This window comes from Halomonas cupida (assembly GCF_900142755.1).
GTDB lineage: Bacteria > Pseudomonadota > Gammaproteobacteria > Pseudomonadales > Halomonadaceae > Halomonas > Halomonas cupida.
The window spans coordinates 1,595-22,802 of sequence record NZ_FRCA01000017.1 but is presented as its reverse complement, the minus strand read 5'-3'; the positions used below and the strand labels follow the sequence as shown (position 1 = coordinate 22,802).

Here is a 21,208-nt window from a genome sequence, read left to right as displayed (position 1 = left end):
ACAACTAGATTCATCACAGCTATTGGAGAGACGAGCATGTCATCTTCCAGAGTCATACTGGTTTCGCCGCTGAAGGGCATTGTGGTGCCGCTGGCGGAAGTGCCGGATCCAGTATTTGCCGAAGGGGCGCTGGGCAATGGTATTGCCCTCGACCCGCTTGACGGCACCCTGCACGCGCCGATCAGTGGCGAGGTCATTCAATGCGCCAGAACCCATCATGCCTATACGCTGCGTAGCGATGAAGGCATCGAGGTGCTGGTCCACCTCGGTCTGGATACCGTGGCCCTCGAAGGACGGGGAATCGAGCCCTGTGTTGAGCAGGGGCAGAAGGTCGAATCAGGAGCGCCCCTGTGCCGCTTCGACATGGATCAACTGGCCTGTGATGCGACCTCGCTGGTCACACCGCTGATCATTCTCGATGCCGGGGACTGGTGTCTGGATGAGCCGCTGCTGGCGGCGGGTGGACTGGTCGAGCTCGGCGAGCCGCTGCTGACGCTGTCTCCGGCGACGACTGAGCAGAGTCCGGAGGTACAGCCGAGCGGAGTGCGCCTGGAGCAGGAACTGACCGTGGCGCTGGAAGCCGGGCTGCATGCTCGCCCTGCGGCAAGGTTGCGCAATATCGGTCGCGACTACCGTGTCAGTCTGCTTCTGCGCAGTAATGAGCGCACGGCCAATGGCAACAGTGTCAGTGGGCTGATGAACCTGGGACTGGTGTGCGGCAACCGCGCAACGGTGGTGGCAGAAGGCGAACAGGCCGAGGCCGCCCTGGCTGCTGCGGTGGCATTGCTGACCACGCCCGAAGGGCATGACGCGCCCAGTGATGCTGTTGAGCAGGCACCTCGACAGGATCTCGGTGATGGCCGCATCGGTGGGTTGATGGCCAGTCCGGGATTGGCCAGTGGTCGCCTGGTCAGGCTCGAGACGGGGCTACCCTCTGTGCCGCTGACCGGGGCAGGTGCTGAGGTCGAGAAGCCCCGTTTGCTGGCAGCATTGCAGGTTGCGGGCCAGCAACTGGAGCGCTCCAGGCTGCAGGCAGAAAGGGCCGGGCAGAAGGCGGAGGCGGAGGTTTTCGAAGCGCATCAAGCCTGGCTCGAGGATCCCGACCTGGTATCGTCGGCAGTGACTCGCCTCGAGGAAGGGCTGAACCCGGGACAGGCATGGCGTGAGGCGCTGGACGCGGAGATCGATCGTCTCAGAGCCAGCGGCAATCCTGTTCTGGTTGGTCGTATTGCCGACCTGCGTGACCTGCAGCGTCAGGTCATGGCGGAATTCAGCGATGCTCCGGAGCAGAGTGGCTGTGAGCTGGAACCAGGCGTCATTGTCATGGCAGCCGACTTGACGCCTTCTACATTCGTGTCGCTCTGTGATCGGCAGCCTGCCGGACTCTGTCTGGCGGCGGGGGGCACGACATCCCACGTCGCTATCCTGGCCCGCGCCCGTGGCATTCCCTGTCTGGTGGCCATGGGGGACACCCTGCTTGACCTCGATGAGCGTCTGGTGGTGCTGAACGCCGACGAGGGGCAGCTCGAGACGGAGGCGGATGCAGAACGGCTGGCTGAAGTTGAACAGCAACTGGCGAAGCGTCGGCAACAGGCAGAAGCCGAGCGCGCCGAGTCCCATCTGGAAGTACACACACGAGACAGTCGCTTCGTCGAAGTGGCCGCCAATATCGGCTCAAGTGAAGAAGCTCGACTGGCCGCCGACAATGGCGCCGACGGCGTCGGCCTGATGCGCAGCGAATTCCTGTTTCTCGGGCGCGACAGGGCGCCTGACGAAGAGGAGCAGCGTCGCGAGTATCAGGCCAGCGTCGAGGCAATGGGGCCCCGTCCGGTGGTGATTCGCACCCTGGATATCGGCGCCGACAAGCAGTTGCCCTATCTGCAGCTGCCTACGGTACCCAACCCGGCCCTGGGCGTACGTGGCATGCGCCTGTGGCAATGTGAGCCGGAACTGCTTGATACCCAGTTGCGTGCGCTATTGGGGGTGCGCCCTTTGCGGCACCTACGGGTCATGGTGCCAATGGTCAGCGATGCCTCGGAGCTCGAGTGGGTGCGCGAGCGTATGGAGGCCATGGCCGCCGAGATGCGGCTGACCGAACTGCCGTTGCTGGGGGCGATGATCGAGGTGCCGAGCGCTGCGTTGTGCTCGGCCAGCATGGCCAATGTGGCGGATTTCCTGTCGATCGGTACCAACGACCTCACCCAGTACGGGTTGGCCATGGATCGCGAGGATCCGATGTTGGCCAGCCAGGCCGATGTACTGCATCCCGGTGTGTTGCGTCTGATTCAGGCCACTCTGGACGGTAGCGGAGGACGTTGCCCGGTGGCGGTCTGCGGTGCCGCCGCCGGAGACGACCTGGTCGGCCCGCTGCTGGTTGCCATGGGCGTCAATGAACTATCGGTGGAACCGGCACGGGTGGCTGCCGTCAAGGCGCGTCTCAGGCGTCTGGACGCCAGTGTCATTGCCCGTGAGCTGGACACTCTACTGGCGCTGCCGGATGTGGACAGTGTGCGCCAGACGCTGGCGCCATTGGTTGAGTCGGCACTGCTTGCCGAGGCTGATCTCGAGAGGATTCCGTCATGATCACGACTGTTGGATCTCGCATCATGGCAGCGCTGCAGCTGCTGGGGCGGTCACTGATGCTGCCCATCGCTGTACTGCCCGTGGCCGGTCTGCTGCTGCGGTTGGGGCAGCCGGACCTGCTGGATATCGCCTTTATCGCCAGCGCAGGCGACGCCATCTTTGCCAACCTGCCGCTGATCTTCGCCATTGGCCTGTCGGTGGGCTTCGCCGATGACAGCAACGGTGCGGCAGGATTGGCCGGGGTGATTGGCTATCTGGTACTCGACTCGGTGCTCAAGAGCCTCAACCCCGACATCAATATGGGGGTGCTGGCAGGCATCATCATGGGGGTGGTTGCCGGGCTGCTCTATAACCGCTTCAAGACGATCAAGCTGCCGGACTATCTGGCCTTCTTCGGTGGCCGGCGGTTTGTGCCGATTGCGACCGGCCTTGCTGGTGTCGCGCTGGGCTTTGTGTTCGGTTGGGGGTGGCCGCCGATCCAACATGGCATTGATACCCTCGGTCACTGGCTGATCGATGCAGGAGCGATTGGCAAGTTCGTCTACGGCGCGCTGAACCGTCTGCTGATCGTCACCGGCCTGCACCATGTGCTCAACAGCTTCGTGTGGTTTGTGTTCGGCAGCTTTGGTGAGGCTACTGGCGACCTCAATCGCTTTTTCGCCGGAGACCCCTCCGCCGGAGGATTCATGACCGGTTTCTTCCCGGTCATGATGTTTGGTCTGCCGGCGGCGGCACTGGCGATGTATCACACTGCCGCCAGAGATCGTCGTGCTCAGGTCGGAGGCCTGTTGATGTCGCTGGCCCTGACCGCCTTTCTGACCGGTGTGACCGAGCCCATCGAGTTCACCTTCATGTTCCTGGCGCCGGCTCTCTATGCCTTTCACGCGGTGATGACCGGCATCAGCATGGCGTTGATGCAACTGCTCGATGTCAAGCTGGGCTTCACCTTCTCCGCAGGTGCCTTTGACTATGCCTTGTCCTACGGGCTGTCGACCAACGGTTGGCTGTTGATTCCGGTGGGGCTGGCGATGGGCCTGGTCTACTATCTGGTGTTCCGCTGGGTGATTGTCCACTTCAACCTGCCGACGCCAGGTCGTGAGCCCCAGACGGACGAAAGTGTGGTGCCTGCGGCAGATCTCGGTGAACGTGGACCGGCTTTCGTCAAGGCGCTGGGCGGAGCAGCCAACCTGACCGCCGTCGGAGCCTGTACGACTCGTCTGCGTCTGGTGCTCGATGCTCCCGACAGCATTGATGAAGGGGCGCTCAAGTCACTCGGATCGCGTGGCATCATGCGTCTCGGTGGCGGTGGTATTCAGGTGATCCTGGGGCCGATTGCCGACTCGGTAGCGGACGAGATTCGTGCGGCCATGGCGGCCTCGGGGCAAACGGCGCCCACCATTGACAGCGTTGTGGCTACTACCGGCGAGTCTGGCCAGAATGTGCCCACCCCGTCGCGCAAGCTGGATGTCTCGGAAGTCGAGGCCTGGCAGCGTGCCTTCGGCGGCAAGGGCAACATTCGTAGCCTACAGTCCAGGGCGACAACTCGACTGCGTATCGAAGTGGACAACGACGATGGCATCGATGGTGCGGCTCTGGAACAACTCGGTTGCCGTGGCGTGCTGCGCGTCGCGCAAGGTACCTGGCACCTTGTGGTGGGCAGGGATGCCAAAGGCCTGGCCAACAGTCTGGTGGATGCCGGCCTGGCACCTGATGGACACTGACTCTGGTTCATCGGCATGACGATAACGGCACGCCTTCGGGCGTGCCGTTATCATGTATAAGCGGTAATCTAGAGGGGGTTTATCGATTCACTCAGTGGAGATGTCATGGTCCCTCACCTTATTGTTTCTGACCTGGATGGCACACTGCTTGGCGCTGACCATGATCTCGCCGAACTGACGGTTGCCACCCTGCGCGAGTTGGCCGCTCAGGGCCACCAGGTGGCGCTGGCCTCCGGGCGGCACCACCTCGATATGCTGCCGTTCCGTGATCGGCTGGGTATCGATGCCCACATCATCAGCAGCAACGGCGCCTGGACATTGGGGCCTCAGGGCCAGCGTCTACGTTCCCACTATCTTGCTACCGAGCTGGCTCAGGCGCTGATCCGTCTACCGAGGGCCGCAGAAGTCCGGCTCAATCTCTATCGTGATGATGCCTGGTTGATTGATGAGGCTGCGCCGGGCCTGCTGGATCTACATGATGCCACTGGCTTCGAATATCGGGTGGAGGCCGTGGAGTCGATGCTGCCCGAGGGCATCGGCAAGGCACTGTATATCGGTGCTCCACACCAACTGGCCGAGATCGAGGAAGCGGCGCGGCAAATGGCGGCGGATCAGTTGCACATCACCTACTCGATGGTCAACTCGCTGGAGATCATGGCCGGGGGCGTCAACAAGGGCAGTGCCGTTCAGGCGTTGCTGGATGACCTGCAGATTCCGGCCACTCGCTGCCTGGCCTTCGGCGATAACCTCAATGACCTGGAAATGCTGGCCATGGCAGGGGAAGCTCATGTCATGGCCAATGCACACCCTGACCTGGGCCCACAACTGTCAGCAGCTCGTGTGATCGGCCATCACGCCGAGGCTGCTGTGGCCAGACACCTGCGTGAGCGGTTCGGGCTGGATGTCTGAGGCTCAGCCTTCAAGATGGTGGGTCTTCCCGGGCTCAGGTTGCTGCCACCATGGTGCAATCGCTGATTAGTGTGGAAATCGCTAATGTGGTGCCTCTGAAACACGATGAACCTGCGGGACACCACACTGGATGACAACAATAGAAGCTCCGCTGATCGTGGTGGATGACGACCCGGAAATTCGCGAACTGCTGGCGGACTATCTAGGTCGTCATGGCTATCACGCCCTGACTGCTGAAGATGGTACGGCGCTGTCACGTCTGCTCGAGCAGCACACACCGGCGCTGGTGATTCTGGATCTGATGTTGCCGGGGGAAGATGGTTTCGCGCTCTGCCGAAATCTACGTCAGCAGGGCGAGACGCCGATCATCATGCTCACCGCCAGTGACGACCATACCGATCGCATCCTCGGTCTGGAGTTCGGCGCTGACGACTATCTCTGCAAGCCCTTCGATCCGCGAGAGCTGCTGGCCAGGATCAAGGCGGTGCTGCGCCGCTGTCGGCCACGTGATAACGACCCGTCCTCGGATCGTGCCCGGGTGGTGGCCTTCGGTGACTGGCAACTGGATCGGGTGACCCGTGAGCTGATCGATGGTCGGGGAGAGCGATTGGCACTGAGTGGTGCCGATTTTCAGTTGCTGCAGGTATTTCTCGAGCGTGCCGAACAGGTACTGTCACGGGACGAGCTGTACCGGCTGACCCGAGGGCGCTCGGCGCCACCGCTGGATCGCTCGATGGATGTGCATGTCTGCCGCTTGCGTCAGCGGCTGGGCGAGGATGCCCAACATTCCCAGCTGATCCGCACCGTGCGTGGCGAAGGCTATGTACTGGCGGCGCGTGTCGATGTCGTCGCATGATGAAAGCAGACCGGGATTGCACCGGCTACGGCGATACTGGCGTCGTCAATTGGTGAAGGTCCTGCCGCGCTCCCTGCGTGGACGCTTTCTGTTGATCATGGTGGTCGGAGTGCTGGGGGCCCAGTTGGCCAGCTATGCCTGGTGGAGTGCTCAGGAGCGCAGCGACCAGCGTCTGCGCCTCGACGAGATCTCCAGCACTCTGGCTTACAGCGTCGCGTCTACCGTGCGCTTCTTTCGCTCGCTGCCGCATTCCTATCGTCATGTAGCGCTGGACCAGCTGCGCGACATGGGCGGGACGCGCTTCTTTGTCAGCGTCAATGATCATCGCCTGCCGGTACAGGATATCGGTGATGGTCCGGAGAAGGCGCTGGTGGTGAACAAGCTGCGCAACGTGTTGCGACGCGAGCTGGGCATTGATGCTGTCGAGGTCGAATTCTCGCGGCCCGATACCCTGCGACTGCTCAGCGCCGAGGTGCTGCTGACCGAGATGCCGCCACGCTGGGGCCAGCATACCTTGCTGACCGCCTCTGCCGACCAGCCGATCCTGGTGGTGCAGTTACCGCTAGGCCAGCAGCAATGGCTTTATGTAGCAACGCTGATGCCGATGCCGGGGATCTTTCAACCCGCACACTGGCTATCAGGAGATCGGCTTTTCGTCATGCTGGTCGTACTGGTGACAGTGATTGGTCTTTCGGCACTGGGTATTCGCAGTGCGACACGCACCCTGGATCGCATGGCGCGCGCGGCTCAACGTCTGGGCGATGATCTGGATACACCGCCGTTGCGCGAGGGTGGGCCACGGGAGGTGGCGACGGCGGCGGCAGCCTTCAACCGTATGCAACGCCATCTACAGCACCAGGTTGACGAGCGGGCGCGCATGTTCTCGGCAATTTCCCATGATCTCAAGACACCAATCACGCGGCTGCGCTTGCGGGCCGAGATGCTTGATGATCCGCTGCAGCGTGAGCGCTTCGCGGCCTCGCTGGATGAACTCGATTGTCTGGTGAGAGGCGCACTGGACTCGGTGCGCGGACTCGATATGCATGAGACGGCGGTACCGTTGGCCATGGAGGAGATGCTGGCCAGGCTTGCCACCGAACTGGATATGCTGGGCGGCAAGCTGACCATCATCGGCCACGCAGAGCCACTGGCCGTCAAGCCAATGGCACTGAAACGCGCGCTGGCCAATCTGCTGGAGAACGCCGTGTTCTACGGCCAGCGGGCGGAGGTCTCGCTGCATGATGGTCCTCATCAGTTGGAGCTGAGGATTGTCGATCAGGGCCCGGGGATTCCCGATCACCAGCTCGAGCAGGTCTTCGAACCCTTCATCAGGCTGGAGCCATCGCGCAGTCGTCACACCGGTGGCAGTGGCCTGGGCCTCGGCATCGCCCAACATATCATTCAGGCCCACGGTGGCCAGGTGTCATTACGCAATTCGCCCTCGGCGGGTCTCGAGGTCTGCATTGAATTGCCGCGCCCCGGTCCTTTTACCGTACCTGGCTGAGCATCGGCTGTCGGGGGGATCCGGCAGGAGGTAATTGCTATGTCGCTCGGCCTGCAACACTTGGTAAGAGAACCGGTGGCGGACATGCCTTAAGCTAGTGTGGTGTCTCACAAGTTCATCGTGTTTCAGAGCCAGGGGGTGTGCCAACTTGTGGGGCACCACACCAGACGGTGATCGGTATCCTGTACGCTCGTCGTTTCACGATTGCGGTTCCGATGCCGCTGTTTCAAGGTCGTCGTCTCAAGGTTTCTGCTTCAAGGTGAGCCAATGAATTGTCTTGATCCCGAGTTTCTCCAGCGCCATATCAAGCGCACCATGAGCTTCTACCACCCCGGAGCCATTGATCCGAGTGGTGGTTTTTATCATTACTTCCGCGACGATGGTGAGGTGTACAACGCGAGTCATCGCCACCTGGTCTCCAGCGCGCGCTTCGTCGTGACCTACGCACGTTATGCTCGTCACCATTGCTCGGTCACTGACGCCCCCGAATATCTGCGTTGGGCGCGCCACGGTCTGGCTTATCTGGAGAATGCCCATTTCCAGACGCGTTATCAGGGCTATGCCTGGACCCTGAACAGCTCAGATGTCGAGGATCAGACCCATCACTGCTATGGGCTGGCTTTTGTACTGCTGGCCTATGCCGAAGCGACTCTTGCCGGTATCGAGGAGGCGCGAGAGGGCATCGGTCGGGTGCATGCCATGCTGCAGAAGCGTTTCTGGGAGCCCCAGTGGCAGCGCTTTGCCGACGAGGCCGACTGTCACTGGCAGTTATCCGACTATCGTGGCCAGAACGCCAACATGCATGCCTGTGAAGCGCTGATCTCGGCTTACGATGCCACCGGCGAGTCGCGCTATCTGGACCAGGCCTTGAGCATTGCCCATAGCCTGCTCAAGGCCAACCGCGACAATCCCCATGGCTGGATCTGGGAACACTATGATCACCAATGGCGGCGTGATCTCGACTACAACCGTGACGATCCTCAGCACCTGTTCCGTCCCTGGGGATATCAGGTAGGTCACCAGACCGAGTGGGCCAAACTGTTGGTATTGCTGGCTGAGCGCCGTCCTGACTCCAGACTGATCGAGACCGCGGAGCGTCTCTTTCTGTCAGCGGTCGAGGCCGGCTGGGATGCCGACCATGGAGGCCTGGTCTACGGGCTCGACCTTGACGGGCGGACCTGTGACGGCGACAAGTATTTCTGGGTTCAGGCCGAGAGTTTCGCGGCGGCAGCCATGCTCGGTGCGCATACCGGCAAGGCGGTGTACTGGCGTTGGTACCGTCAGCTATGGGACTACAGCTGGCAGCATATGATCGATCATCGCTACGGTGCCTGGTACCGGATTCTGAGTGCCGACAACCGCAAGTACTCCGATGAGAAGAGCCCCGCCGGTAAGGTCGACTACCACACCATGGGCGCCTGCCAGGATGTGATTCGAGTCCTCAACAATCGTTGAGCCGCGAGCGTACGGGACAACGATGAGCTGCTCGTGGCTCGTGGCTCGTGGCTCGTGGCCAGGCGCCAATATTACAACCCTGCAAGATAGCGGCAATACTACTCATCATTAGGTAACCCTCCTGCGCAGGCGAAAGGCGTAGTCTTCCAGAGTGCTGTTTGATGGTGCTCTGTGCGCCCTGACCAATAACAATCAACAGGAGTCATGACATGACTGCTCGCCTGCGCTCGATTCGTTCTCTGCGACGCCCGTTGGCCGCTCTGGTGGCCGGGGCTTCGCTGTCCATGGTCGCGGCATCCTTCACCACCGCTCAGGCGGGGGAAGTGGAGGTGCTGCATTGGTGGACCTCCGGCGGGGAGGCTCAGGCCGTGGGCACCCTGCGTGATCTGCTGGAAAGCGAGGGTCATGGTTGGAAGGATTTCGCGGTTGCCGGCGGGGCCGGGGATAGCGCCATGACGGTGCTCAAGTCACGGGCGATGTCCGGCAACCCGCCCTCGGCGGCCCAGATCAATGGCCCGGAAATCCAGGAGTGGGGTGAGTTGGGCCTGCTGGGCAACCTCGATGAGGTGGCCGCCGAGGAGAACTGGGACGAGCTGTTGTCGCCGATAGTGGCCGACATGATGCGCCATGACGGTCACTATGTAGCGGTGCCGGTGAACGTTCACCGGGTCAACTGGCTGTGGGCCAACCCGACCGTGCTTGAGGATGCCGGAGTCGAGGTTCCCACCACCTGGAACGAGTTGTTCGCCGCAGGCGACGCGCTGAGGGAAGCGGGCTATGTGCCTCTGGCCCACGGTGGTCAGCCCTGGCAGGATGCCACCACCTTCGAGACCGTGGTCCTGAGCCTGGGTGGTGCGGACTTCTACCGGCAGGCCTTTGTCGAGCTCGATCAGGAGACACTGGAGAGCGATACCATGATCGAGGCGCTTACGACCTTCCGGCGTCTGCGTGAGTTGATGGACGAGGGCATGCCGGGACGTGACTGGAACCTGGCCACGAAAATGGTCATTGATGGCCAGGCCGCGATGCAGATCATGGGGGACTGGGCCAAGGGCGAGTTCACCGCCGCGAACATGCAGGCCGGTAGTGACTACCTGTGTGCACCGGTACCGGGAACCGCCGACGACTTCATCTTCAATATCGACAGCTTTGCCATGTTCCAATTGGAGGATGCAGACGCGAGTGAGGCTCAGACCGCCCTGGCAAGACTGATCCTGCAACCCGAGTTTCAGCAGACCTTCAACCAGCTCAAGGGCTCGATCCCGGCACGTTCCGATCTGGACATGAGCGAGTCCGATAGCTGTGCGCAGCGCTCGATGGATGACTTCAAGGCTGCCAGTGAAACCGACACCCTGGTGCCCAGTGTCGCTCACCGCATGGCCATGCGCAGTGATGTCCAGGGTGCCTTCTTCGACATCATCACCAATTACTTCAATGACGATTCGGTCACCGCAGAGCAGGCCGCACAACGCCTTTCCCAGGCGGCTAGCCTGGCGTTCTGATGCAAGCCGATGCAGCGATGAAAGCCCCGGCCCGGCGTGTCCCCATTCGACAAGGGGCTGCGCTGGGTTCTCGCGGGTACCCCCGATGACATCAATATGGCCTGCGGCTCTGGCTTGACGCCTGAACTCAACCAGATATTAACCCGGCATGCCTTCATGTTGGGTTAATGGCGGCACAGGGACGTGCCGCCGTCGTCCATCAGGCCGACGCGAGACCGCACCACACCAGCAGATCCACGCATCTGCGCCAGTGTGGTACGGACGACAATCACATCGATCAGGATGAGCTATTTGATTGCCATGTTAATAATAAGTGCACTGGCCGAGGTAAATCCGTGATGACTTTCACAACAGGTTCTGCAACAGCAGCGCCACCTGGACGGTCACGCAGCCTGTCTGCGCGCTTCCAGCATTGGTTGCCGAAGCTGGTGCTGGCGCCGTCCGTCGCCATATCGCTGTTCTTTGTCTACGGCTTCATGATCTGGACCTTTATCCTGTCGCTGACCAATTCCCGCATGCTGCCGAGTTATGACTTCGTCGGCTTTGGCCAGTACGCACGTTTGATGGCCAACGAACGCTGGTGGGTGGCCGCGTCGAATCTGGCCGTGTTCGGTGGACTCTTCGTCGCCTTGTGTCTGGTGATTGGCGCGGGGCTGGCCATACTGCTCGATCAGCGCATTCGTCAGGAGGGCTTCCTGCGCACCCTCTACCTGTATCCCATGGCACTGTCGTTCATCGTCACCGGAGTGGTCTGGAAGTGGCTACTCAATCCCGGGCTGGGCATTCAGGCAATGGTGCGTGACTGGGGGTTCGAGAGTTTTACCTTCGACTGGCTGGTGCGTCCCGAGATGGCGGTCTACACGTTGGTCATTGCCGCGGTGTGGCAGGCCTCCGGCTTCGTCATGGCGCTGTTTCTGGCGGGGTTACGGGGTATCGATGACGAGATCATCAAGGCCGCTCAACTGGATGGTGCCAGCCTGCCGCGCATCTATGCACGGGTCATTCTGCCCTGTCTTCGCCCAGTGGTGTTCAGCGCGGTGATGATCCTGTCGCATATCGCGATCAAGAGCTTCGACCTCGTGGTGGCGCTGACCGGAGGTGGGCCGGGTTACTCGTCAGATCTGCCGGCCACTTTCATGTATGCCCATGCCTTCACCCGAGCCCAGATCGGCCTCGGGTCGGCCAGTGCCATGCTGATGCTGGGCGGTGTACTCGCCATCCTGGTGCCTTACCTGTACAGCGAATTGCGGAGTAAACGTCATGAGTGAACGCACCGCTGTCGGCGTCATTCGGCGTCGGACTCCGGGCGCCAGAGCGTTGCGAGTCCTGCTCTATGCGGTGTTGTTTGCCGCCGCGCTGGCCTATCTGTTGCCGCTGGTGGTGATGGTGATGACCTCCATCAAGCCTCTCAGCGAGATCACGCCGGGCAACCTACTGGCACTGCCCGAGGCGCCGACCCTGGCGCCGTGGATCAAGGCCTGGGGAGAAGCCTGCACCGGAATGCGTTGTGAAGGTGTCGGCGGCTACTTCTGGAATTCGATTGCCATTGTGGTGCCAGCCGTGGCGATCTCGACCATGGTCGGGGCGCTCAACGGCTATGCGCTGACCAAGTGGCGGTTCAAGGGCTCGGAGCTGATCTTTGCGTTGATGCTGTTCGGTTGTTTCATTCCCTTTCAGGTGGTGCTGTTGCCGATGGCCCAGACCCTGGGGTGGTTGGGGCTGGCGAGTTCGCGATCAGGGCTGGTACTGGTTCATGTGGTTTTCGGTATCGCCTTCACCACCCTGTTCTTCCGCAACTTCTATGTGGCCATTCCCGATGAACTGGTGTCGGCGGCGAAGCTCGATGGTGCCGGGTTCCTGCGAATCTTCTGGCGCATCCTGTTGCCGGTGTCGGCGCCGATCATCGTGGTATCGGTCATCTGGCAGTTCACTCAGATCTGGAATGACTTCCTGTTCGGGGTGGCCTATTCCGGTCATGACACCCAGCCGGTGACAGTGGCGCTGAACAACCTGGTCAACACCTCCACCGGGGCCAAGGAGTACAACGTCGATATGGCAGCGGCCATGATCGCGGCCCTGCCGACGCTGGTGGTCTATGTGCTGGCCGGCAAGTACTTCGTGCGTGGGCTGACCGCCGGGGCCGTCAAGGGATGACGGGGTGTCACATCGGCGTGAATCGCCGACGAAGCCCGGAACCTGATCTTCAAGGCCCCGGAAACTGACATTTCAGAACTCGACCTACCAAAATACGAGAACTCACACATGTCCGCTCTGGAAATCCAGCATCTGTGCAAGGACTTTTCTTCGACTCAGGTGCTCAAGGACGTCAGTCTGGCGATCGACTCAGGAGAATTCCTGATCCTGGTGGGGCCGTCAGGCTGCGGCAAGTCGACCCTGATGAACGCCATCGCCGGCCTGGAGCCGGTAACTTCCGGCAAGATCCTTATCGGTGGTGAGGATGTCACCTGGCGAACACCGGCAGAACGCGATATCGCCATGGTGTTCCAGTCCTACGCGCTGTACCCGAGCATGACGGTGCGTGGCAACATCGCCTTCGGCCTGGAAATGCGCAAGGTGCCGAAGGTCGAGCGCGAGCAGGCTGTGGAGCGAGTCGCCGACCTGCTGCAGATATCCCATCTACTGGATCGCAAGCCCTCGCAGCTGTCCGGTGGCCAGCGTCAGCGGGTGGCCATGGGACGGGCGCTGGCCCGGGAACCGCAGATCTATCTGTTTGACGAGCCGTTGTCGAACCTGGATGCCAAGTTGCGTGTCGAGATGCGCACCGAGATCAAGAAGTTGCACCAGCGTCTCGGCACCACCATCGTCTATGTTACCCACGATCAGATCGAAGCCATGACCCTCGCGGACCGTATCGCGGTGATGCGCGATGGCCAGATTCAGCAATTGGGCACGCCCAACGAGATCTACAACGATCCGGTCAACGTCTTCGTCGCCGGTTTCATGGGGTCGCCGTCGATGAACTTCATCAGCGCTCGGCTGGAGAAGGACGATACCACCTGGCAGTTGCACATCAGCGACCCTGAGCAGGGCGCAGAACTGTCTCTGCCCTGGCCGGTGGACAGAGTTACCGAGGCAATGGTGGCGTGTCAGGGGCAATCGGTGTTGCTGGGGTTACGCCCCGAGCACTTCGCGGAAGCTGGTGACCAGCGCTCAGGACATCAACAGGCGGCTCGGCTGGAGGCGTTGGTCAGTGTGGTGGAACCGACCGGTGCCGATGTGTTGATCAACCTCGGTCTCGGCGGCAACGAGGTCGTCGCCCGGGTCGGTCCCGACTGCCGAGTCGCACCGGGAGAGCGTCTGGCGCTGAGTGTCGATATGCGGCGCGCGGTGTTGTTCGGCCAGCAAGGGGGCCAGCGGCTGGCATGAGCGACTCCCCCTTCGGATATTAACCCGGCATGCTTTCATGTTGGGTTAATGGCGGCACATGGACGTGCCGCCGTCGGCCATCAGGCCGACGCGAGACCGCACCACACCAGCAGATCCGAGCATCTGCGCCAGTGTGGTGCGGACGAAAATCAAATCGATCAGGATGAGCTATTTGATTGCCATGTTAATAATATCACCCGGAGGGACGGTCAGCGTTCGCTATCCCTGGTGGCACGGCTCCTGGCTGTACTGCTTCCGGATGCCTCGTCGCTGGAGGCTTCCATGCGTCGTAGTTGCTGCCAGACTTCCTTGCGTAAGTCGGTCAGACGGGGGCGGTCCTCGACGGAGAAGGCCAGCGGACGAACCAACCGCTGGGTGCGCAGGCCGAGACGTGCGCCGAGCAGGCCGACGCCCAACCCCTGAGCGGCTCGGGTCGACAGGCGTCCGGCCAGATCGAGGGACAGCAGATGCATGCTGGCATCGGCAGCCAGCTCGGTGGCTCCGGCGAACGCCATCTGATAGAGCACGCTGCGCAACAGGCGAATGCGCGCCCCATAGCCGAGCTCGAGGCCATACAGCCGACATAGGCGATTGATCATCGCCAGGTGCCGCCAGGCCACGAGTCCCATATCGACGAGGGTCATCGGGCTGACGGCAACCATCACCGCGGTCTCGCCACTCATGCGCGAGATCAACCGACGGGCCTCGCGATCCCGCGGGGCCAGCAGGTGGTGTTCCACCAGAGCGCTGAGGTCCTGGCCATCATGGTGGGCCTCGCGAGCGGCCTCGAAGGCCTGCCAGTGAGGGTCGTCATCGGCCATGGCCAGCTTCTGCTTGAGGCGCATCACCTGGCTGAGTGCCGCCGCTGGTGGTTGCTGCGGCAATTCGGCGAGCTGTTCGCGCAACTCGTCATGCCCCTTGAGCTTGCGCAGACGCAGCAGCTCACGGGTCAGCGTGGTAGCACCAAGGCCCACAACACCCAGCCCCAATACCTGCCACGCCGTGGCCAGCCAGTCACCACCGACGATGGTGGCCGGGAGGCCCGTGACCAACTCCGCCGTCCCCAGCCCCAGGGCGCCGGTAAACACGGCCAGCAACCCCCAGCGGCGCTTGCGGGGACGGCCCAGCACCTTCTCCAGAGGAGCGTTGGAGGCATCCTGTTCGATGTCCTGCGTCACCAGCTCGCGACTTTCGAGGCTATTGTCGAAGCGCAAGCCTGGTTGAGGATCGCCTACCTCGACAGTGGGATCGTCGCGGGACGCTTCCTTGAAGTGCATGGCCGGGCGCGGATCCTGATGAGGTGATGTCATGAGAGCTTGTCTCCAAGCAACCACTCCAGGGCAGCATCCATGCGGATATGGGGTAGGGCCCCCGGTGCTGCGGGTTGCGGGCGAAAGGCGGTGAAATCGAAGCCCTGACGCTCCCAGAAATCTGCTGACGGGAGCCGAGTGGGGACTTCTCCGGGGAAGGTCAGCAATGGTTCGCCATCCATGCTGGTTCCCTTCAATACTGGGGTGGTATTGCCCTGATGGCTGACCTCGCGGGCTTCCGTGGCGCGGATCGATGCCAGCGACATGGCCTTGACCGGAATATTGGCATACTTGAGATTCTTCAGCGGCTCAGCGAGCAGTGCCTCGAGCAACCCCACTAGACGTGCATGCTGATCCGGGGTGACATGGTCAGCCTTGGTCGCCGCAATGGCGAGGCGATCGATACGTGGCGTGAACAGACGTGAGAACAGACTGCGTTGGCCATAGTTGAAGCTCTGCATCAGACGAGCAAGCGCCAGGGAGAGGTCCTCGAAGCGCTCCGGTCCCGCATTCAGGGCGCCGAGCACGTCAACCAGCACGATCTGGCGATCGAAACGCCGGAAATGTTCGCGATAGAAGGGGCGTACCACATGATTCTGGTAGTAGCTGAAGCGTCGCGCCAGGCTACCGTAGACCGTTGATTCGGACAGAGTGGCCAGTTGCTCGCGGCTCCAGCCGGCAAGGCCAGGTAGGGGGAAGAACTGCAGTACTGGAGCGTCCTTGAGATCCCCGGGCAGCAGGAAACGACCGGGTTGCAGGTTGGAAAAACCGGCTTCGCGGGCCTGACGAAGCCCATGGGCATAGAGTTCGCTGATCTCGGCCAGTTGGGCTTCATCGGCTTCGTCGTCAGGGACCAGGGCAGAGGCCTGCTGTTCCCATGCGGTCAGCATGGCGCGCCGAGCAGGGCCCGCTTCGTCAAGCTGGGCCTGGCTCCAGCTGAAGTAGTCATGGTCGAGCAGCGGCAGGTCGAGCAGCCATTCGCCCGGGTAATCGAACAGATCCAGAGTCAGCTCGACCGTTTCCGGGCGTAGCCATACCTGACGGGATGGATGGTAGCGAATCTTCAGGCGCAGTTCGCTGATGCCGCGAGTCGGCTCCGGCCAGCAGGGCGGATCCTGCTCCAGCGAGGCACGAGCCTGGTCGAAAGGGAAACGTGGCACGCCAAGGTCCTGCTGGGCGACACGCTGGGCACCCAGCAGGCGACCTTCACGGCTGGCACCGAGCAGGTCGAGACGCGCCTCGAGGCCCGCATGCCGCAACTGATCAACCAGCGAGGTCAGAAAGGCGGTCTTGCCGGCTCGTGATAAACCGGTGACCGCCAGACGTAGCTGGCGGTCACGGCCGCGTTCGATCAGATCCATCAGATCACGGGTCAGATCCTGGGGCATGCATGGCTCCCTTCATGGCTCCCTCATTTTTCCTGTTGCTTAATCTGGGGGCGTTGGGGCGCAAACACAAGACGTTGCAGCAGGACAACAGCGATTGGCAGCAGTGGGAGAGGAAGTAGCCACAGGTTGAGACCCTGCCAACCGGCAATGGAGACCAGAGGGCCAGCACTCAACGCGGTCACGGCAACGGTGGAAAACACCAGAAACTCATTGGCTGCCTGCACACGGGCCTTTTCCTCTGGACGGTAGCACTCGGTCAGCAGGCCGGTGGCCGGCAGGAAGGTGAAGTTCCACCCCAGGCCGAGCAGGACCAGTGCGAGGTTGTAGCCTGTCAGACTCGGGATGAGCACGCCCACGACGGCGCTGGCCATCAACAATGCGCAACCCAGCACGATCATGGTCTCGGCACCCAGCCGCGAGGTCAGGCGACCGGTAATGAAGGACGGCGCGAACATCGCCACGACGTGCCACTGGATAGTCATCGATACATGATCGAAGGAGTGTCCGGCGTGGGCCATGGCCAGTGGTGTGGCGGTCATGGCCAGGGTCATCACACCATAGCCGATCAGTGCACTGATGATGGCCAGCACCACTTTCGGCTGGCGCAACAACTGCGACAGGGGGCGTGGCTCGCCGCGGGTGCGGGTGTCGACCGGGCCGGGCAGGCGAGTGAAGTGCACCACGATCAGGGCAATGGTATAGAGCACGGCCAGGCCGATGAAACTGCCCAGAAACTCGGTATCGGCCAGCGCATGGCTGTGGCGTGCCAACCAGGGGCCGAAGAAGGCCGCCAGTACCCCGCCCCCCATGACCAGGCCGATGGCACGGTCACGATCGGCGGGCGGGGCTGCCTCGACTGCGGCAAAACGATACAGCTGGCCGAAGCCGATCCCGATCCCGATGGCGAAGGTCGCGACGCAGAACAGGCGGAAGCTGCCCTGGTGAAGGGCAAGGATAGCCAGCAGAGCACCCGCCAGCCCCATCAGGTTGCCGAGTGTAAAGCCACGTTTCCGCCCCAGCCGTGCCATCAACAGTGATGCTGGAATGGTGGCGCTCATCAGCCCCAGCCACTGGATCGCTACCGGCAGGGTGGCCAGCCACGCTGAGGGCGCGAGGCTGGCGCCGATCAGCGGGGACACGGCAATCAGCAGGATATTGCCGGTGACCAGCAGCGCCTGGCACAGCGACAGCAGGGTAACCGGTAGGGGAAGTGAGCGAATCATGACAGTCCTCGGTGGTGGTCAGCGGTAAGGGCAGTGCTCGTGGTGGTACTGGTGAATCGTGTGCGGTAGAGCGAGGGAGAGATTCCATAATAGCGCTGGAACAGGCGCCGGAATTGCTCAGCACCCCCGAGGCGCCAGCGGGCCGCCAGACGTGACAATGAGGGCTCGCCGGCTACCAGCTCTCCACGTGCCGCCTCGAGGCGCAGGCGAGTCAGGTACTCACCGGGGGAGGTGCCCAACTGGCGCCGGAAGAGCCGCGATAGATGACGTGGTGTGACGGCCAGTCGCTCGGCCATGGAGGTGATATCGTGTTCGCCACCGGGGTTGGCATGAAGTGCCTCGACCAACGGGCGGAGTCGTGTTCCGGCTCGCTGCTGGCTGAGCAGTGCCTCGCTGAATTGTGACTGACCTCCCGGCCGATGCAGGAACATCACCAGTTCGCGGGCAACGCGACCGGCCAACTCGGGTCCTTGATCGGCTTCCACCATGGACAGAGCCAGGTCGATCCCGGCAGTGACTCCAGCACTGGTATAGCGTCCCCGGTCCTCGATGTAGAGCGCATCAGCCACCACTTCGACTTCCGGGTAACTGTCGGCGAGTTGTTGGCAATGGCGCCAGTGCGTGGTCGCGCGGTGGCCCTCGAGCAGCCCGGCTTCAGCGAGTAGAAAAGCGCCGCTGCAGATGGCACCGAGGCGGCGGACATCCGCGGCCATTCCGCGCAAACCATCAATGTGATAGCGATGGCGACACTGATCAAAGACGCCGCTACCTCCGGCGGCCAGCAGCGTATCCGGGGCCCCGGTCCTTTCCAGCCCCTGCCAGTCGAGATTGGCCTGCAGCACCAGGCCGCCGTTGGTGACGACCGATCCGGCACCTCGTGCCACCAGACTCAGCTCATACAGGGGAGACTCGGCCAGCACATTGGCACTGGCGAAGACCTGCCAGGGACCAGTCACATCGAGCACCTGGCAATCCGGGTAGGCAATCAGGGCCACGCGGCGCGGGGGTATGATCATGGGCACTCCTGCCATCCAACGTATGTTGAGCAGTGTGCGACACCAGAGGAATGTCCTCAATGTCCTTCATCCCACCAATAAGGACATGAGTGCGCCCGGATCTTGCCCCCCCGTTCCTGAAACCCCTGCCCTGAGACGACGACGCCCTGCATGAAGCAGGGCGCCGAGCATCGCTGTGGTGTTGAGCGGCGGATCAGCCGCCGGCAAAAGCGATGTACATGGCAATGACCATTACCACCAGGGCGATACCCGCGGGAACGGCTCCCTTCCACGGGGTCAGGTCGACGGCACCGACATCTTCCTGCACCCAGGACTCGGTACGTGGACGCAGCTTGCCGATGATCAGCATCATGATCACCAGCAACACGAACACCAGTGCCACGAAGTGGAATTCATGCATGATGGTCGGCAGCTTGTTGAAGGGCGGGACGAAGTAGCCGGCGAAGATCAGCAGACAGCCACCGACCAGGGCGATCTTGGCGGCCATGGGCGGTACGCGACGGGTCAGCAGGCCGACCAGCACCACGGCCAGAATCGGAATGAAGTAGATGGCATTCATCTTCTGCAGGTAGCCGAACAGGCTCTCCTGGCCCGCCAGCAGAGGGGCAATGATCATTGCTGAAATAGCCATGATCCAACCGAACACCTTGCTCGCGGTGACTACCTGTTCGTCAGTGGCATCCTTCTTCAGTACTGACTTGTACAGACCGAGGCTGAACAGCGTGGTCGTGGAGTTCAGCGCCGAGTTGAAGGACGACAGGATGGCGCCGACCATCACCGCCGCAAAAAAGCCGGTCAGCGGGGCGGGAAGGACATTGAATACCAGGTGACCGTAGGCTTCATCGGCCTTGACGCCCTGGTCGGCATACAGGTGGTAGGCGATGATGCCGGGCAGCACCAGATAGAGCGGGCCAAGCAGTTTGAACAGACCCGTCAGCAGGACACCTTTCTGGCCTTCGGCGAGATTCTTCGCGGCGAAGGTACGCTGAATGATCTGCTGGTTGGTGGTCCAGTAGAACAGGTTGATCAGGAACACCCCGGTGAACAGGGTAAAGAAGGGGACTTGCTGGTCCTGGCCGCCGATGGAGTTCATCTTGTCGGGATTGCTCTCCTTGAGAATATCCCAGCCGGCCATGATGCCGCTGTTGTCACTGACGGCCTGGAGGCCGAAGTAGACGATCACGAAGCCGCCAACCAACAGCCCGACACCATTGAGAGTGTCAGAGACAGCAACAGTGCGCAGGCCACCGAACAGGGCGTAGATGGAGCCGATGATGCCGACGATCCATACCGTCAACCACAGCAGTACCGTGTCGGACTGGATGCCGGTCAGGCTGTGCAGGTCCAGCATTCCCTGAAGGCCGACGGCACCGGAGTAGAGGATGATCGGCAACAGGATCACCGCATAGGCAATCAGGAAGATCACGTTACAGATCAACTGGGTGCCCTTGTCGAAACGGATTTCCAGCAATTGGGGCACAGTGGCGATACCGCTCTTGAGAAAGCGCGGCAGGAAGAACAGGCCGAGAGCCACCAGGGCGATGACGGCGACGACTTCCCATGCCATGACACTTAGCCCGTCGGAGAAGGCCGAACCGTTGAGGCCAACCATCTGCTCCGTCGAGAGATTGGTCATCAGCAGAGAGCCGGCAATCAACGGGAAGGTCAGGGTACGTCCAGCAAGAAAGAAGCCGTTGGTGCTGGAGTGATCATCGCGGCGGGTGATGCGCCAGGTAATGAATGCGACCAATCCGGTGAAGAACAGGAAGGACGCAAAGGTCAGTAGGGGCATGGTTAAACTTCCTTGCGGTCTGGGATGCTGGGCCTTGTGAGACGCAGGCAGTCTGTTGTAGTGGCTGCGGGCTGTCGGGCGTTGCGTACTTCAGTTATGAACACCAGTGGTGAACGCCAGTTGCGAAGTTCGGCTCGCGTACCATCCTTCAACTGTTCAGGGTAGGCCCTGCCACCTGGATTCGACTACAGCGAATCGACAGCAGTGAAGGCACGGACAGTCAGTGTTGGAAGTCTACGAACAAGCGATCTCCAGTCGGCCACTTAAAGGATTAAGTTTGGCAATAAAACCGTTGCTTAACTACAACCGGCGTAGTCTATCCGCTTTGAAAGCGGCAGCCATACACCTTTTGTCGTAGAGAGTGGCCGCTTCAGGCTCCAGCCTGATGTCGCTGGATGTCATCTGTCTTCGAGCTCGGGATTACTGTTGCCGGAGGGCGACCTGGTGAGCCTGATGTTCTCGGCGGTTGCTATTAACATGGCAATCAAATAGCTCATCCTGATCGATTTGATTGTCGTCCGCACCACACTGGCGCAGATGCGCGGATCTGCTGGTGTGGTGC

Annotated in this window: 15 protein-coding genes; 10 read left to right on the top strand and 5 right to left on the bottom strand. The window is 61.6% G+C overall.

Annotated elements, in window-relative coordinates:
• The first annotated feature begins 36 nt into the window (after positions 1-36).
• The 10 genes from ptsP (at position 37) to BUE38_RS20670 (ending at position 13,917) form a co-directional block, all read left to right on the top strand.
• The gene (gene ptsP / locus BUE38_RS20715; RefSeq protein ID WP_073437151.1) at positions 37-2,583 is read left to right on the top strand and encodes a phosphoenolpyruvate--protein phosphotransferase; all 2,547 of its coding nucleotides are present in this window, start codon (positions 37-39) and stop codon (positions 2,581-2,583) included.
• Entirely contained in the window at positions 2,580-4,304 is a 1,725-nt protein-coding gene (gene nagE, locus BUE38_RS20710) for an N-acetylglucosamine-specific PTS transporter subunit IIBC (protein WP_073437150.1), read from the top strand. The genes ptsP and nagE overlap by 4 nt, the downstream gene beginning before the upstream one ends.
• 105 nt (positions 4,305-4,409) lie before the next feature.
• A complete protein-coding gene (locus BUE38_RS20705) occupies positions 4,410-5,213 on the top strand; it encodes a Cof-type HAD-IIB family hydrolase (protein ID WP_073437149.1) in 804 nt (267 codons plus the stop codon).
• Positions 5,214-5,343: 130 nt separating this feature from the next.
• On the top strand, positions 5,344-6,069 hold the full coding sequence (locus BUE38_RS20700; protein WP_073437148.1) for a response regulator: 726 nt from the start codon (positions 5,344-5,346) through the stop codon (positions 6,067-6,069).
• Positions 6,056-7,573, top strand: coding sequence for an ATP-binding protein (locus BUE38_RS20695; RefSeq protein WP_073437147.1), 1,518 nt, complete (start codon positions 6,056-6,058; stop codon positions 7,571-7,573). Before BUE38_RS20700 ends, BUE38_RS20695 begins: the two co-directional genes overlap by 14 nt.
• Positions 7,574-7,840: 267 nt before the next feature.
• Positions 7,841-9,028 carry an AGE family epimerase/isomerase gene (locus tag BUE38_RS20690; RefSeq protein WP_073437146.1) on the top strand — a complete coding sequence of 396 codons (1,188 nt, stop codon included), beginning with the start codon at positions 7,841-7,843 and terminating at the stop codon, positions 9,026-9,028.
• 209 nt (positions 9,029-9,237) lie between these two features.
• Complete coding sequence (locus BUE38_RS20685) at positions 9,238-10,530, top strand: ABC transporter substrate-binding protein (RefSeq protein ID WP_084542077.1); 1,293 nt, start codon at positions 9,238-9,240, stop codon at positions 10,528-10,530.
• A 338-nt stretch (positions 10,531-10,868) separates the two neighbouring features.
• Complete coding sequence (locus BUE38_RS20680; protein WP_073437145.1) at positions 10,869-11,798, top strand: carbohydrate ABC transporter permease; 930 nt, start codon at positions 10,869-10,871, stop codon at positions 11,796-11,798.
• Positions 11,791-12,684 (top strand): carbohydrate ABC transporter permease, encoded by an 894-nt coding sequence (locus BUE38_RS20675; protein ID WP_073437144.1) that lies wholly within the window; start codon positions 11,791-11,793, stop codon positions 12,682-12,684. The genes BUE38_RS20680 and BUE38_RS20675 overlap by 8 nt, the downstream gene beginning before the upstream one ends.
• Positions 12,685-12,792: 108 nt before the next feature.
• A complete protein-coding gene (locus BUE38_RS20670) occupies positions 12,793-13,917 on the top strand; it encodes an ABC transporter ATP-binding protein (protein ID WP_073437143.1) in 1,125 nt (374 codons plus the stop codon).
• A gap of 209 nt (positions 13,918-14,126) precedes the next feature.
• Here BUE38_RS20670 and BUE38_RS20665 read toward each other — a convergent pair whose 3' ends face one another.
• The 5 genes from BUE38_RS20665 to BUE38_RS20645 form a co-directional block, all read right to left on the bottom strand.
• Positions 14,127-15,227: a YcjF family protein gene (locus tag BUE38_RS20665; RefSeq protein WP_073437142.1), complete on the bottom strand. Its 1,101-nt coding sequence runs from the start codon at positions 15,225-15,227 to the stop codon at positions 14,127-14,129.
• The gene (locus tag BUE38_RS20660; RefSeq protein WP_073437141.1) at positions 15,224-16,615 is read right to left on the bottom strand and encodes a YcjX family GTP-binding protein; all 1,392 of its coding nucleotides are present in this window, start codon (positions 16,613-16,615) and stop codon (positions 15,224-15,226) included. The genes BUE38_RS20665 and BUE38_RS20660 overlap by 4 nt, the downstream gene beginning before the upstream one ends.
• Positions 16,616-16,638: 23 nt before the next feature.
• The gene (locus BUE38_RS20655) at positions 16,639-17,838 is read right to left on the bottom strand and encodes an MFS transporter (RefSeq protein ID WP_073437140.1); all 1,200 of its coding nucleotides are present in this window, start codon (positions 17,836-17,838) and stop codon (positions 16,639-16,641) included.
• Positions 17,835-18,854 (bottom strand): GlxA family transcriptional regulator, encoded by a 1,020-nt coding sequence (locus BUE38_RS20650; RefSeq protein WP_073437139.1) that lies wholly within the window; start codon positions 18,852-18,854, stop codon positions 17,835-17,837. The genes BUE38_RS20655 and BUE38_RS20650 overlap by 4 nt, the downstream gene beginning before the upstream one ends.
• 193 nt (positions 18,855-19,047) lie before the next feature.
• Positions 19,048-20,646 carry a solute:sodium symporter family transporter gene (locus BUE38_RS20645; protein ID WP_073437138.1) on the bottom strand — a complete coding sequence of 533 codons (1,599 nt, stop codon included), beginning with the start codon at positions 20,644-20,646 and terminating at the stop codon, positions 19,048-19,050.
• Positions 20,647-21,208 lie beyond the last annotated feature (562 nt).